Annotated in this window: 9 protein-coding genes; 8 read left to right on the top strand and 1 reads right to left on the bottom strand. The window is 53.0% G+C overall.

From position 1 onward, the window contains the following. The first annotated feature begins 981 nt into the window (after positions 1 to 981). Complete coding sequence (locus QMP16_RS13100) at positions 982 to 1,200, top strand: DUF4145 domain-containing protein (RefSeq protein ID WP_348774600.1); 219 nt, start codon at positions 982 to 984, stop codon at positions 1,198 to 1,200. Positions 1,201 to 1,521: 321 nt separating this feature from the next. On the opposite strand, the gene QMP16_RS13095 is transcribed toward QMP16_RS13100, so the two are convergent. Further along, a complete protein-coding gene (locus tag QMP16_RS13095; RefSeq protein WP_282152729.1) occupies positions 1,522 to 1,917 on the bottom strand; it encodes a hypothetical protein in 396 nt (131 codons plus the stop codon). Here QMP16_RS13095 and QMP16_RS13090 point away from each other — a divergent pair. The 7 genes from QMP16_RS13090 to QMP16_RS13060 all read left to right on the top strand — a co-directional run bounded on the left by QMP16_RS13090 (position 1,906) and on the right by QMP16_RS13060 (position 13,749). Continuing rightward, entirely contained in the window at positions 1,906 to 2,337 is a 432-nt protein-coding gene (locus QMP16_RS13090; protein WP_282152728.1) for a hypothetical protein, read from the top strand. The genes QMP16_RS13095 and QMP16_RS13090 overlap by 12 nt on opposite strands. Before the next feature lie 672 nt (positions 2,338 to 3,009). Further along, positions 3,010 to 4,860: a DNA methyltransferase gene (locus tag QMP16_RS13085; protein ID WP_282152727.1), complete on the top strand. Its 1,851-nt coding sequence runs from the start codon at positions 3,010 to 3,012 to the stop codon at positions 4,858 to 4,860. Further along, the gene (locus QMP16_RS13080; RefSeq protein WP_282152726.1) at positions 4,847 to 6,919 is read left to right on the top strand and encodes an N-6 DNA methylase; all 2,073 of its coding nucleotides are present in this window, start codon (positions 4,847 to 4,849) and stop codon (positions 6,917 to 6,919) included. Before QMP16_RS13085 ends, QMP16_RS13080 begins: the two co-directional genes overlap by 14 nt. Beyond that, positions 6,916 to 10,119 carry an N-6 DNA methylase gene (locus QMP16_RS13075; RefSeq protein ID WP_282152725.1) on the top strand — a complete coding sequence of 1,068 codons (3,204 nt, stop codon included), beginning with the start codon at positions 6,916 to 6,918 and terminating at the stop codon, positions 10,117 to 10,119. The genes QMP16_RS13080 and QMP16_RS13075 overlap by 4 nt, the downstream gene beginning before the upstream one ends. A gap of 224 nt (positions 10,120 to 10,343) precedes the next feature. Further along, a complete protein-coding gene (locus QMP16_RS13070; RefSeq protein ID WP_282152724.1) occupies positions 10,344 to 10,619 on the top strand; it encodes a hypothetical protein in 276 nt (91 codons plus the stop codon). Beyond that, complete coding sequence (locus QMP16_RS13065) at positions 10,612 to 11,766, top strand: helix-turn-helix domain-containing protein (protein WP_282152723.1); 1,155 nt, start codon at positions 10,612 to 10,614, stop codon at positions 11,764 to 11,766. Before QMP16_RS13070 ends, QMP16_RS13065 begins: the two co-directional genes overlap by 8 nt. Positions 11,767 to 11,892: 126 nt before the next feature. Then, the gene (locus QMP16_RS13060) at positions 11,893 to 13,749 is read left to right on the top strand and encodes a di-heme-cytochrome C peroxidase (RefSeq protein ID WP_282152722.1); all 1,857 of its coding nucleotides are present in this window, start codon (positions 11,893 to 11,895) and stop codon (positions 13,747 to 13,749) included. The last annotated feature ends 25 nt before the right edge of the window (positions 13,750 to 13,774 follow it).

Below are 13,774 nucleotides of genomic sequence, written 5' to 3'. Positions count from 1 at the left end.
TACCCCTTGTTTTGCTGGAGAGACCGGCTGACGAAGTGCCTGTAACGGGAGCAGAACTACCGCCCCCGGGCACCACTCTTTAAATTATCATTTAATATCAATGACTTAATAATCGTCCTGCGTCGCAAAATGACGTAAAAATGACGTAAAGTAGAGCTCGATTTTATATTTAAAAACAATGCCTTAAACCACTTCATACTTTTCGCTTTCAAAAAAAGACGTAAAGTGGAAATTAAACGCAGCAATATCAGTGACTTATCTTTTAACCAGCATGTATGGCTTGGGTCAGCGATTGGAGTTCTTGTTTTTGTTCACCAAATCTCAGGAAATCATCATTTTTTCCCAGCTTTCAGGTTGCGAACGTTGGTGTTTTAATCAGGCAGCATGATCGAAGAGGCCGCGACCCGCTTAGTGATTTGGTAAAGCCAGTCGATCATAGATTGGCTGCTAGTTACACTAAAAATCAGATACTTAGTTTAGGTATGAAGTTGCGCTAAGGCGGGTTGTTTCGTATTCGTCTCACGGAAAGGTTTTGAGAATGGCTGAAATTTCATGACATGGTGGAGCCTCGGAGAGCTCAGTGGTTACAGGGGTGAATTGCCTACCTATCGGATTGCTTGTGCGTTTTGTGGCGTGCAAGGGAACTTCGAGACGGTTCAGCACCAAGAACGGAAGAAGCCGGGAAACCATCAAAAAGTGCTGAGCTATGACACGCTGAAATGCGGAGAGTGCGGTAATCTCATGTTCGCTTTCTGGTCTAAGTCCACGACTGGCAACATAAGCGATTATAGAATTTTGCCTTGGCATAGAAGTACGCGGAACCATCCGGAGCATTGGCCGTCCGATGTCGGCAGGTATTGGGTCGAAGCTCGTAGAAGTATCGAGGGTGAGAATTGGACTGCCGCAGCACTCATGGCACGATCTGCTATCCAGTTGGTGCTAAGAACGCACGGGGCAGAAGGGCGAAACCTTAGGTAAGAGATCGATGATCTGGCGGACCAGGGCCTTCTTATCCCGATAATGAAGGATTGGGCTCATGAAGTCAGAGAACTTGGCAACGAGGGAACGCATCCACAACCTGGAACATCTGGCACCGAAGAACGCGACGCCAAAGCCGTGGTAGAGTTTCTGAATTTTATGATGCGAGTACTTTATGATTTGCCAAACGACATTGCGCAATTCAGAGAAAGTAAAAAATGACTCCGGTCGATCGACGACGTGCATGCAGCAAACAGGGGTGAAGAGTTTTACGTCAACTAAAAACTGACCTCTCACCTAATAGGTAAAAAGATGTAAAACTGACGTAAAGCTTGAATACTAAATCGCTAAGTGGTTGAAACTAAGAGAAGGAAATTCCGCCCCCGGGCACCACTTTTCTATGAGAAAAGCAATATGCTGACGGTTTCTCCGCTGTTGCACCTCGTTGGTTGATTGCTCGGGGATTGCACCGGGACTGTAAACCAAGTTTCGACAGAATATCGCTGAGTGCAACAATTTTGCCTTCGCGGTTTACTGTGCAAATCAGGGTGCTGCCATTTGAGACACCAAGGTTTTCAGGTCGTTATGGATTTCAGCTTCTGTCATGTCTTTCCAGACATCGCTCATAGAAATCCCCAGTTCTTTCAGCTTGGCTTGGAGATGGGCCTTGCACTCCATGTTATTTAGGGGGCTGTCGGTGTTTTGGGGATCAAGCTCTACAGCGAGACCAAGGTCGCCAGACCACCAAGCTTCCAATTCTGTTCGATCTTTCCCAGCTGCGCGTGCGATGGCATTCAGAACAAATGCGTAGTTTTCAATCTCGCGACGCCGCCAAGTTCTTGATTTGAAGTTCGGTTCTTTGTGGCCGTCCGATTTGTCCCGAAGGGTTGTTGGACAGACGTCGCCAATCGGTTTTTCATCCCGATTGTGAAGGGGCACCTGACCAAGAACCGAAACGGTTCGATAGACCTCGACATCGCATTTACAATTGGTGTTCACGAGTTCGGTCGCGACGGTGATGGCGATCCGGCCACGTCGGCTTATGCGGTGGAGCTACCGCTGGGCTCGGGCGCGACTGCGCTCAAAATGACCAAGGCCCAGCAAGGTCTGGTCCAGGTCTTCCATGAGTTCTTGGACGGCACGGATTCAGTCGACGAGTTTGAGCTTCGCAAAGCAGCCATTGAAGGGTGCCGCGTTTCCGGAGCTGAAGACCGCGACTCCCGACGACGGAGTGTGAGCCGGACCATACACGATCTTGTCCAGAGAAACGTCATGGCCCTTAAGCATGGACGATTTCATCTGGTTGGGCGAGCCAGTGACGATTTCGAAGTCCTGGAAGATGAAGGGGCGAACCAATGACAAGTCGCAGTTTCAACCCATTGGGGGTCGTCGGAGGGGCGGCAGACTCTCACGCCCGTTTTCCCCAGGGCGATCTAATCTGGAGTAGCCGGATAGCCCGGACGGACACGGATAAGCCCCGGACATTTCCGGTCTGTCCGCCCCGGCAAAGCATTTCCGGAACCCGGACGGACAGGACATGCCCCTTTAGGGGCTGTCCGGTTGTCCGGTCCGGGATGCAAACCGTGATCGCCTCTGGGTCCATTTCGTATTGGCGTATTCAGATTGTCGCTCCGGGTCCTTCCCAGTGGAGTGGTATCTCGGGGGGTGCGCCGAGCCCTGGTTCTCCAGAGTTTTCCAGAAATCTTAAGGCTGTTTTGCGCCCCGGCAGGGGCGCTAGGGGTGGCAGTGACGCCGCTAACGAGGTCTGGTGTAGCCGAGCTTGTTGAGCACGTAATGGGTGGCGTTCTGCAAGCCGAAGTGTTTCGGGTTGAAGCCGGCAGACCGAAGAATGAACGTAAGCAGAACAACCTGTTGGCGAAAACCATATTTGGTGGCTTCCATGCGTACTCACACAAGTCTATGATGATCGAAATGGCTTGCATGGCTGCGAGCCGAATCCCCGCTCTCCAAGCACTTACTGCCGCGGTTCACTCGGCAGTTCGACAAAAAAAGTAACCCCAAGGCGCAATAGTGACGAAACACAGGCACACTGAGCAGACAAATCAACCTAACCAAGAGGGACTGGATACCCTCTATGGCCAACCGCTCGCAGCGAAGCGAAACGGGTCGCTTTTCGGAGCCTTTCCTTATCCAACCAAGATATCGCCAGAGGCAATAGCTCTCTACATTGCCGCACATACCAAGCCTGGCGATACAGTTCTGGATGTGTTCGCTGGAAGTGGAACGACCGGCCTCGCCGCTCTTCTATGCGAACAGCCCACCGAAGAACTCAAAGGCGAGGCTGCAAGACTTGGACTTGATGTCATGTGGGGCGCCCGAAACGCAGTGCTCTACGAGATCGGCGCTCTGGGCTCATTTGTCGGTCGTACGCTGACAGCGCCCCCTGCACCTGAAGAATTTAGCAAGGCCGCCATCAACCTGCTTGAAGTTACGGAAAGCGAACTCGCATGGATTTATGAGTGTACTGATCCGGGCGGAAATGTGGGGACGGTTCGTTATGCGATCTGGAGCGATATTTTATGCTGCCCTTGCTGCAAAGCTGAGGTTTCGTTGTGGGATAGCTGCGTGAGCTTCAGGCCGGCTTCGATATCTTCGGAATTTGTTTGCCTTGAATGCGGCCACAAAGACAAACTTGATGCTGCCGAGCGTCTAATAGAGACGACAGAAGATCCTCTTCTTCAAGAAACAATAAAGCGGCGCAAACGCAAGATCGCTCGCGTCTATGGCGTGACCGGAAAAAGCACGTGGTCGCGAGAGCCGTTAGAATCCGATCTGGATTTGCTTGAGCGGGTTGCTTCGACTCCTTTGCCCGCCGGCATCCCAAATGTTGAAATCCCATGGGGCGATCTTCATCGCAGTGGATACCATCAAGGCATTTCCCACCTGCACCACTTCTATACGCGCCGCAATCTCATTGTGTTTGGAAACCTCTGGGCGCGATCGGCAGAGTATTCTGACGAGCTTCGAGACGCCCTGCGTTTCTGGCTGCTGAGCTACAATGCCTCGCATGCAACGATTATGACGCGTGTCGTCGCGAAATCCGGGCAGAACGATCTTGTTGTGACGAGCTCCCAGCCCGGCGTTCTCTATGTGAGCGGCCTGCCAGTTGAGAAGAACCTTTTTGCGGGGCTCCGCAGGAAGCTTTCAACAATCAAGAAGGCATTCTCGATTACACACGAGAAGACGGGGAATATCACCGTTGTGAACCAATCCAGCTGCAGCCTTAATCTGGCGGATGCCAGCATTGACTACGCCCTCACCGATCCGCCCTTTGGCGGGAATATCCCTTACGCTGAGGTCAACTTCATTAATGAAGCATGGCTGCAGACCTTCACTGACCGTGAAGAAGAAGCAATTATAAGTCGTAGTCAGGGAAAAGCGATCGAAGACTATCAGGAGCTGCTTTCTCGGGTTCTCGGTGAAGTGCACAGAGTGCTCAAACCGTCAGCAAAGGCGACACTTGTCTTTCATTCTGCAACAGCGTCTGTATGGAACGCTTTGCAGTCGGCCTATTCAGATGCCGGGTTCTTTGTTGAGCGCGCTAGTGTCCTCGACAAAAAGCAGGGTAGCTTCAAGCAGGTAACGACCAAGGGCGCTGTGAAAGGTGATCCTGTCCTCCTGCTGGGGAGAGAAAGCACTCAAAAAGACGGAACGGATTTTGATGCGTGGATCGTAGCAAAGCAACTCTTTGAGACTTCACTCACGCTCGGCAGCGATGAGCAGACCCCGCAACGCCTCTATTCGCGCTTGGTGAATTATTACCTTGGTCGGAACCTCAAAGTGCCTATCGATGCTGACGAACTCTATCGTTGGCATGGCAATCAGATGAAGCGCATGGTGGATGACAATGTTGGATGTTAGTGCCGTCGACTCCGCAAGGGCTCAGGCGCTTACGCATGAGGCCAATCTTCCAAAAGAACAGCGCAAGCGGCTCGGGCAGCACTTCACCGGGCTGAAGCTCGGTCGCGTGCTCGCCCATCTCGCCGTAGACAAAGACACGCGCACGGTGCTTGATCCGATGGCTGGAAGCGGCGATCTGCTCGATGCCTCTGCCGAAGCAGCGGCTTTACTCGGCGCGAGACTGGAACGTCTGGATGGAATCGAGATCGATCCACCAACAGCAAAGCGATGCCTGCAAAGACTCAAGAAGACCTCTTTGTTCGTGGCGGAGCAGTCGGCAATAATTATCGGCGATGCATTCGATGAGGCGACTTCGGCAAGGCTCGCGAAGCAGTACGATCTTGTCATCACCAATCCGCCCTTTGTTCGCTACCAATCGCTCAATGGAAAGATCGACAGCATAAGAGACAGGCTGCGTAAGTGCATTCAGTCTCGCGTAGACGCAGACATCCGGGATCATTGGTTAACAATGGCTGCGTCATATTCTGGGCTGGCTGATTTATCCGTTCCCAGCTGGCTGTTGAGCGCCGCTTTGGTGCGTCCGGGTGGTCGGCTTGCCCTTGTTGTGCCCGCGACCTGGCGCACCCGCTCGTATGCTGATGTTATTCGCTACATGCTCATCCGGTGCTTTGATGTCGAAGCCATCGTCGAGGACACGCAGCCCGGCTGGTTCTCTGATGCGCTTGTAAGAAGCCACCTCATCGTTGCACGGCGCCTTAACATCGACGAGGAACGTGTTTCTCTGAGTAGGCGTACCGCGTGGTCTTCCAACCCATGGCTTTGCATCGCACCTTCGGCGGCATCCAGTTCGTCTTTGATTGGTATTGCATTTGGTGGCGATCAACCTGAGAGCAAGTTTGCTGCGTGGGTTCGTGATCTGGAGAACGGCGCCGGTCGCACGGGGGTCACAACGCGAACCTATCTTCATCAAGGCGAACAGGCGGAGCTCTTTGCTCAATTTGGCAAGCAAAACTGGCTGAGCTCTCTGGAGAGCGAAGCAGCGGCCGCGCCTATGCGAAGGAAAACGAAGAAAGACTGTTCCGGTCTGCCTTCTGCCTTGGCAAGAGTTCTGCCTTCTCATGCGCGGACTGACTTTCTGGTTCCCTTGCAGAGTGTTGGCATCAGCATCGGTCAAGGCCTTCGCACTGGATGTAATCGCTTTTTCTATGTCGAACGGGTCAAAAACCAAGGCCGGAACAATGTGACGGTTCGTGCCGGCAAAGCCTATGACTCCGCGCTGCTCACTATCCCGAATGCGGCCGTGCGTCATGTCTTGCATCGTCAGGCAGACCTTTCCGCGTTCCTGGCCGGCCAAGAGCTACCTTCAATGGTGTTGGATTTGCGATCGTGGGTTCTTCCTGAAGAGCGCGAAGTGGATGATCCCAGGGCAGTTCTGCCTCCTGAGCTCGCCGCGCATGTCAGAGCGGCTCAGAAAAAGCCACTAGGCGATGCGAAAGACCCGAGGCCGGCTTCCGAACTCTCGGCTGTTCGCACCAACATTCGTGCTGCCCGGCAGGGCGCGCCGGCACGCAACTGGTACATGCTCCCGGACTTTGCACCGCGGCATCAGCCTCAGGCCTTTGTCGCAAGAATCTTGCATGACGCTCCGATAGTCTATACGAACTCCGAGCCAAGGACTCTGATTGATGCCAACTTCTCGACCTTCTGGACAACACAGGCAGATGTCTCGAACCGAGCTCTCGCCGTCTTTCTGAATTCTTCGTGGTGCCAGGCGATGATGGAAGCAATGGGTACGCCGCTTGGCGGCGGGGCACTCAAGCTTGAGGCAGCACATCTTAGGTCCATGCTTGTGCCAAGGCTGCAAGCCGGAGAATGGTCCCTTCTGGGTGAGCTGTCTGCCATTCCTGATGATGAAGAGCGGCGGAGCGCCGTCAACAGACAGGTGCTACGGGTGCTTTTTGCATCTGCTTGCTCTTCCGATACCATTGATCAATTTTCCCGGCAACTCGATGAAATCGTAGCTAAATTTGTGTCTTCTCGAAGGATTAGAAGCGAATGACAGCCGATCTGAGCAAAGCACTTGAAGCAATCGAACGTTGCCGCGCGCTTCGTGATGCTTCCTCGAATGAAGCCGTGCTTCGCAGCGCTTTTGAGTCATACCTTCGTGCGATCTTTGGTGCTGCTGAAGATCAGGGCTGGATCAATCACTATGGAGAGGGCGCTGAAGCTCACACAAAGATTGGTGGGAAAGATGGCGGCGCGTCCAGCAGGTTTGTAGACAATCTCATTGGATCAACGTCGCTTGAGTATGAAGCTGATCTGCGAACGAAGGCAAAGTTCGATGACGGTTATCGTCAGGTGCGGGAATATACTTCCGCAAGTATTCGTGATGGTGCCGATGTTTCGCAGGTGCGCGGTATTCTCTCAGATACTGTAGAATGGCGCATCTATGATGTTGCTCTTAAGCACGGTGCCGACCCTCCAAACTGCACGCCGGAAGACGTTGAGCTCGTAGAAATCGAATCTTTTGAAGCTCTCCCGGACGAGCTGACAGCACAGCGATTTGTGAATTTTATCCGACGCCATCTGGCAAGGGAACAATCGCGACCGCTGCTTGCCGAAAACTTGGCGCTTGACCTTGGCCTGGAGAGCAAAGCGCACCGAGACAAGGTTCCGACCCTACAGAAGCTAGTCGAAAACGCGCGTGCGGCTGACCCTTCTGTCGAACTTGCAACAGACCTTTGGTCGCGATTTGTCGATCATCTCGAAGGGGCAGGAGGTGCTTTCAGACCAGCACCTTACCTTGATGAAGTCTATCTTCTCATTCTGGCGCGGCTCCTGAGTGCTAACGCGCTTGCTGGAAAGGCCATAAGTAACGATGAAACTGAGCTTAAAGCGATACTCGATGGCAGCTATTTCTTTGCCCAATATCAGTTAGAGAACCTTGTAGAGCAGGATTACTTCGGCTGGCTTGTTCGCCCCGAGCACATTGACGGGGTTCTGCCCATCGCACAGAGCATCCAGAGCGATCTTTACGTCTATGATTTCACGCGGCGCGCCGAAGACGACCTGTTCGGCCGCCTGATGGCTCAGCTCGCAAGGCGCAGTCAGCGAAAGCTTCTTGGTCAGGAATGGACGCCGTCGTGGCTCGCAAATCACCTTGCAGAAAGATGCCTCGATGCGCTCCCTGAAGGAGAGATGCCAGCCATCGTTGATATGTGCTGTGGATCGGGCGCTATTCTCGCTGAGGTGCTTCGTTCAGCGAAATCCCGGTACAGGCTTACGAGCATTCATGAGCTTGAAAACGTCGTTACCGGTTTTGACATTGACCCTCTTGCAGTAGCGCTTGCCAAGACCACCTGGGTTATCGCTCTTAGCGATGAGCTCAATGGCGCGAGTGCTCCCGTCACGATACCGATCTTCCATGCGGATTCACTCTTTGCCATTACGCCGGTGTCCGCTTCAATTCCATTGCTCGGTGAAACAGACAACATAACAATCGAGCTTGATGGATCGAGCATCTCTTTGCCGGCAATACTCGTTCAGCCTGAGCATAGAGAGCTTTTCGATCGCATTGTGGACTGGGCTTACGATGAGGCTCGCGATACCGGCGGCAACAATCCTGAGATTGCCGATGCCCGCTCGGTCATTGATGCGGCTGGCACATCGTTGTCTAATGACATCCTCTCGGCGATTGCTGACGCCACGCTAGCCTTAGCACTCCGAATGAAGGAGCTTGTTGACGCCAATCGCAACGGCATCTGGGCTTTCATCCTCAGAAATACCTATAGGCCAGGACTTCTCGCCGGCCAATTCAACGGCCTTGTTTCAAATCCGCCTTGGCTAGCAATGAGCGCTCTTGCCGACAATCCCTATCGCGGTCTTCTTGCGAGCCGTGCGGAGCTATATGGCGTGAATCCCGCTGGCTCTTCGTTCCTCCATCTGGAGCTCGGGATCACACACCTTATTCACGCGGTTGATCGCTACCTGCAGCCGGGCGCTGCCATTGCCTGCCTTGTTCCTGGCACCATCCTCAATGGAAATCAGCATCAACGTCTGAGAAGCCAGGGCTATCTAAGAAGCCGGCGTGCGGTTCCGCTTTTGATCGAAGAAATTTGGCAGGTTGCACCAAACACTTTCAAATACCCCGGTGCCGCCATCATCGGAAAACGCGCCCCTTCAGTGTCAAACGCGTCGGCACCAATCACAAGGGGCGCGGTCGCGAAACCGGATGAAATTGAGGCGGCTGACTTCTCGGTCAAATCTCTGGGTTCCCATCGTACAGCATGGGTCTTGGAGAAAGGCGGCCTGCCGGCCGCCGCCAGCAGCTCAGTTGAAGTCTCCAAACAGGGCGCTGACTTGATGCCGCGAACCGCAGTATGTGTTGAAATCCTAGAAAATACAGGCACTGAGTATCGGGTTACTACGCCGAGCGCGGGTACGCCGTGGGCGTTTACCGTCAAGCAACCCAAGAAGCTCAAGAATGAAAAGTTCCCAGGATATGTTAGCCCGGATTACCTGTTTGAGATTGCCCAATCAGAGAACCTCTTACCCTTTATTTTTGGTCCGCACAGGGCACCCATTGCCATCCCTGCGCACAAACAGAGTGATGGAACCTGGCTCATTCAGGATCACTCCGAAATTCGTCGTTCCGGTCATCGCCAGACAGCGCTCCGGTTCAAGCAGATCAATGACAAGCTTGAGGCAATCGGCGAGAGCAATGATCTTCAGACGCGCATTGATGTACGATTCAAACTGACAAATCAAAATCTTGGCGATGAGGGCTATCTCGTTCTTTCTGGTGCCGGGGGCACATACATCTGTGCCGCGTGCCTTCCCGTTTCAGAGGGACCGAAACTGGTTATTGATCAGACTCTCTACTGGCAAGTTGTTATCGATCCAGATGATGCGTGGTTCCGAACAGGAATGCTAAATTCGAGCGCGCTTACAGAAGCAATCCTCCCTTTTAACCCAGAAGGCGATTTCGGCCCGCGCCACATTCACACTTTGCCCTATCGTGTGATGCCGCCATTCGACGCATCAAATGCGAACCATATTGCTATCGCTGAACAAGCGCGCGCTGTGGCGGCTAAAGCGCAGGAGATTTTCACGTCTAATGAGTACATTTCTGATCCGGAAAAGTCCCTTTCTGTTCGCCGGCGAAAGCTCCGTCAGAAACTATCCGAAGAGTCGACTATGGTGGAGCTTGAGCGGCTTTGCGCGGTCGCTCTTGGCGTTGAAGTGGATACGGCTTCTTGATTGCTCTTCGAAACACGGCGGATATCGCCAATCACTGAATTCCTGACGGGGTAGGTTTCAGATGGACTGAAAAATACCTGGGACAGAAACGAATAGAATTTCGCGTTAAAGGGATATGAGTAGGATCAAAAGACAATGAAAGCGACTGAAGCCAAGATTCTTGCATTTCTCAAGAAGTCGCCCCAATTCGTAATTGGGATTGTCTTCGTCCATATCCATCGGCCATGGCACTTATCGGCGAGCCGGACTGGTCAACAATCACGCACATCTCCAGCACTGATGAATTGCTTGGCGGTGGATTGACTGTCGAAGACCTGGCCTTTGCCAATGTAGACTTTGAGTTTCCGGATGACGTGCAATATCTGGTTCTGCCGGTGCGCACGGAGAATGGGTTGCTGTTACTGAGGGATTGCGTCGAAGGATACTTGAAGACCTCGTCATTAGTTGTTGCCGCGCGCCCCGTGTTTCAACTAAAGTTCCCTTGTGCCAGAGTTGAGTGACCCAGAAATACTTGTTGATATTTATGATCTTGTGGTGGTGCCGGATGCTTGGCCTACTATACTTGACCGTATTGCCAAATCGGTTAATGCCCGAGGTGCCATAGTTTTTGGAATTGACGAGGGGGACGACGGGTTGCCGCGGCTTTTTGCACCTTACATGTCGTCCAATTACGATCCGGACCAGGTATCGACTTATCTGCACAAATTTCAGCAGTTTGAGCTGGAGGACCAAAGAATATTCGCCCGTCATTCGGTTATGGGAGACAATGTAGATATTGTCGGTGACGATGTTCTTGCCAAGACCAAGGAAATTCTTGATGCTCGACCAAATTCGCGCGCAATGGCGGATTTTGGTATCGCTCATCGCGCCGGAGCTCTCTTAAGCAAAGACCAACCGTTGCGTGACAGATTCTCACTGCAGTTTTCACAGAAACAAGGGCCGCTAAGTCCGCACCAACGCCGTATTCTGAGAACCATTCTGCCGCATTTGGCTAAGGCCTGCGAGCTGGCACGTCCCGTCCGACAACTTGATTTGAAGGGCGCCTTGCTGGCCGAATCGTTGGAAAATATGGCGATTGGAATCTGTATTTTGCGTGCAGATGGCGCCGTCATAACCCAAAATCAAGAATTTTTGCGACAAATTCAGCAATACCATCTTTTTCGGATTAATCCGCGTGGACGGCTGGAACCGACGCGCAACGAGGACCGTAATTGGTTCCAAAAGCTCACTTCAAGCGTCTCCGAACATGGTCAATTTGGTGCCAGACCCAGGAAAGAAGCCATGGCGGCAGCGTCTGACGATCCGCCCCAGCTTGCAGTGGAAGTCGTTCCGATAAAAGGAAAATACGCGATCGGAGACTCGGCAACTGAGGGCTTTATGGTATGCAGCCTTGACACGGCACTTGGCCTCCAGATGGATTCCGAATTGATTGGAAAAGTGTTGGGGTTGAGTGTCGCCGAAGGTTCCTTGATCGAAATGCTGGCCGATGGGCTGAGCAATCGCCAAATTGCAAAAAAACGCGACAGATCGATCGAAACAGTTAATACTCAGGTCAAGGGCCTGCTTGCAAAGACAAATTGTGCGAACCGGACACAACTGATTAGACGCGCGGCAAATGTTGGAGCACATTTCGTGAAATCCAGTTAACCCATTTGGGTGATTTCCCGATTTCCAAAATGTGCCACTTTCAAAGCGGCCAAGTTGGGAGGGAGATGCCAGGTGATTTATTTTAGCATCAAGTTATTTTCGCAACTGGTGAGGGGCGGAGTTTTCGTGAGTGGTCTCGCCGCAGCCTTTCCGGCTTGGTCACAACCTGTCTCAGAATTTGAAACCGCCTGCACGTCTGGTGAAGTGACGTGTCTCACGCAGGGATGGAACGAAGAACAAAGATCGTGGTGGTACACGACAACGCAAGGATCGCGTCTGCTACCGTTGTCCTGGGCATTGGCACTAAAGACCGCCGATGGTTCTACGGCGATGTACGGGTCGGCCAATCTTGAGGGACTGGGATATTTGACGAACCCGGTTTCGCGGGATAATCCCTACGGCCTTCCCGTCGGTTTTGTTGTTGACCACGAAGACAGCAGGCGCGCGGATTTGATGTGCGACAGATTCCCCGAAATCTGCCAGTCCCGCACCATGCGAGAGCCGTGGGTCGGATTGAACTGCTCGGCTTGTCACACTACCGAAATCACATTCCAAGACACGCGTTTCAGGGTAGATGGCGCGCCAACGCTCGCCAATTTTGATGGCTTGGTGAATGGGACCGAGGACGCTTTGCGCGCCACCTTAGCGGACGGCCAGCGGTATCGCCTGTTTGCCAAACAAGTATTGGGCGGTTCACTCGACCCCGACAAAGTCGCGTCGCTTGAACTTCAGATCATTGAGCAACTGGCTTGGATGGAAGAACTACGCCTTCTCAATCACAGCAATGTGGCGGCTGGCCCTGCGCGCCTTGACGCCCAGGGGCACATCCTTACCAAAGTTTCGATGATTAACGGCGCGCAATCACCCTCAGCCGAGTTCTCCTCGGATGCGCCGGCGAGTTATCCGTTTATTTGGAATACTCATCAGCAAGAGAAGTTGCAGTGGAACGGGATTGTCGGAGCAATCCTTAATGTTCCTATATTTGGCCGCACCACGGACATTGGGGCGTTGATCCGCAACGTGTCCGAAGTCATCGGCGTTTTCGCCCATGTCGAAGCCAACCGAGGTTGGGCTGCGCTGGGATATGATAGCAGTGTGCGCGTCACCGAGATGGTGGGACTTGAACGCCTGTTGGCCCAACTCCGGTCACCTGAATGGCCCCAAGACATTCTTGGTCCGATCAATCCGACCCTGGCCGCCGAAGGAAGGCAACTTTTCGAAGAGAATTGCCGCGCATGCCACGCGCATCTCGCGTCAAGCGATCTGGCTACGCCCGCAGGTGATCAGATGGTCAACCTTCTTAAATCTGGCACGGACGTCTTTCTGGCCTGCAACACTTTTTTGCGCACGACAGATGCAGGCAACATGAGCGGTCAGTGGACTTTCGGAGTTTTCGGAGATCGGATTGGCGAATTTGACCTGACACGAAAGATGTTGGTCAATGCGGCTGTCGGCTCTATATTTGGTAAGGCAAGCGAGTTACTCGTGGCGCTGTTTTCCGATATCGAACCATCGCGCGAAGCGGTTGCCATGGCGTTGCCCGCCGGAGAGATTTTACCGGGCGTGCCGGAAGGGGTCCGAAAGGACCGGGCCCGGGAATGTCTATCGGCGGACGATCCACTTTTGGCCTACAAGTCACGCCCGCTCAACGGAATTTGGGCTACAGCGCCATACTTGCACAACGGCTCGGTACCCACGTTATATGACCTTTTGCTCCCGCCGAAGGCCCGCAACATCGCCACTGCGGATCCTGAACCAACAGGACCAACGCGCCCCGAAAGCTTTGGTGTCGGTTCACGGGAATTCGATACCAGGAACGTCGGATTTATGACCGATACCGCGCAAAGCCCATGGGTTTACAATGTGCGGGATGAAGACGGAAACATCATCGCTGGCAACTCGAATGCAGGGCATGACTATGGAAACGCATCCTTTACAGACGAACAACGCCTTGCAATCGTTGAATATTTGAAAGGACTATGATGACTTTCTTTTAGTCCTTTACCAT

The organism is Ruegeria atlantica (assembly GCF_947495585.1).
GTDB classification, from domain to species: Bacteria; Pseudomonadota; Alphaproteobacteria; order Rhodobacterales; family Rhodobacteraceae; genus Ruegeria; species Ruegeria atlantica_G.
Note: the sequence above shows the minus strand (reverse complement) of the source record. Positions and strands in the feature narration are given on the sequence as shown.

What these genes read in the sequence shown, in the direction of transcription:
- QMP16_RS13080 (WP_282152726.1), top strand. Translation starts at nt 4,847, where the DNA reads ATGTTGGATGTTAGTGCCGTCGACTCCGCAAGGGCTCAGGCGCTTACG.
- QMP16_RS13075 (WP_282152725.1), top strand. Translation starts at nt 6,916, where the DNA reads ATGACAGCCGATCTGAGCAAAGCACTTGAAGCAATCGAACGTTGCCGC.
- QMP16_RS13070 (WP_282152724.1), top strand. Translation starts at nt 10,344, where the DNA reads ATGGCACTTATCGGCGAGCCGGACTGGTCAACAATCACGCACATCTCC.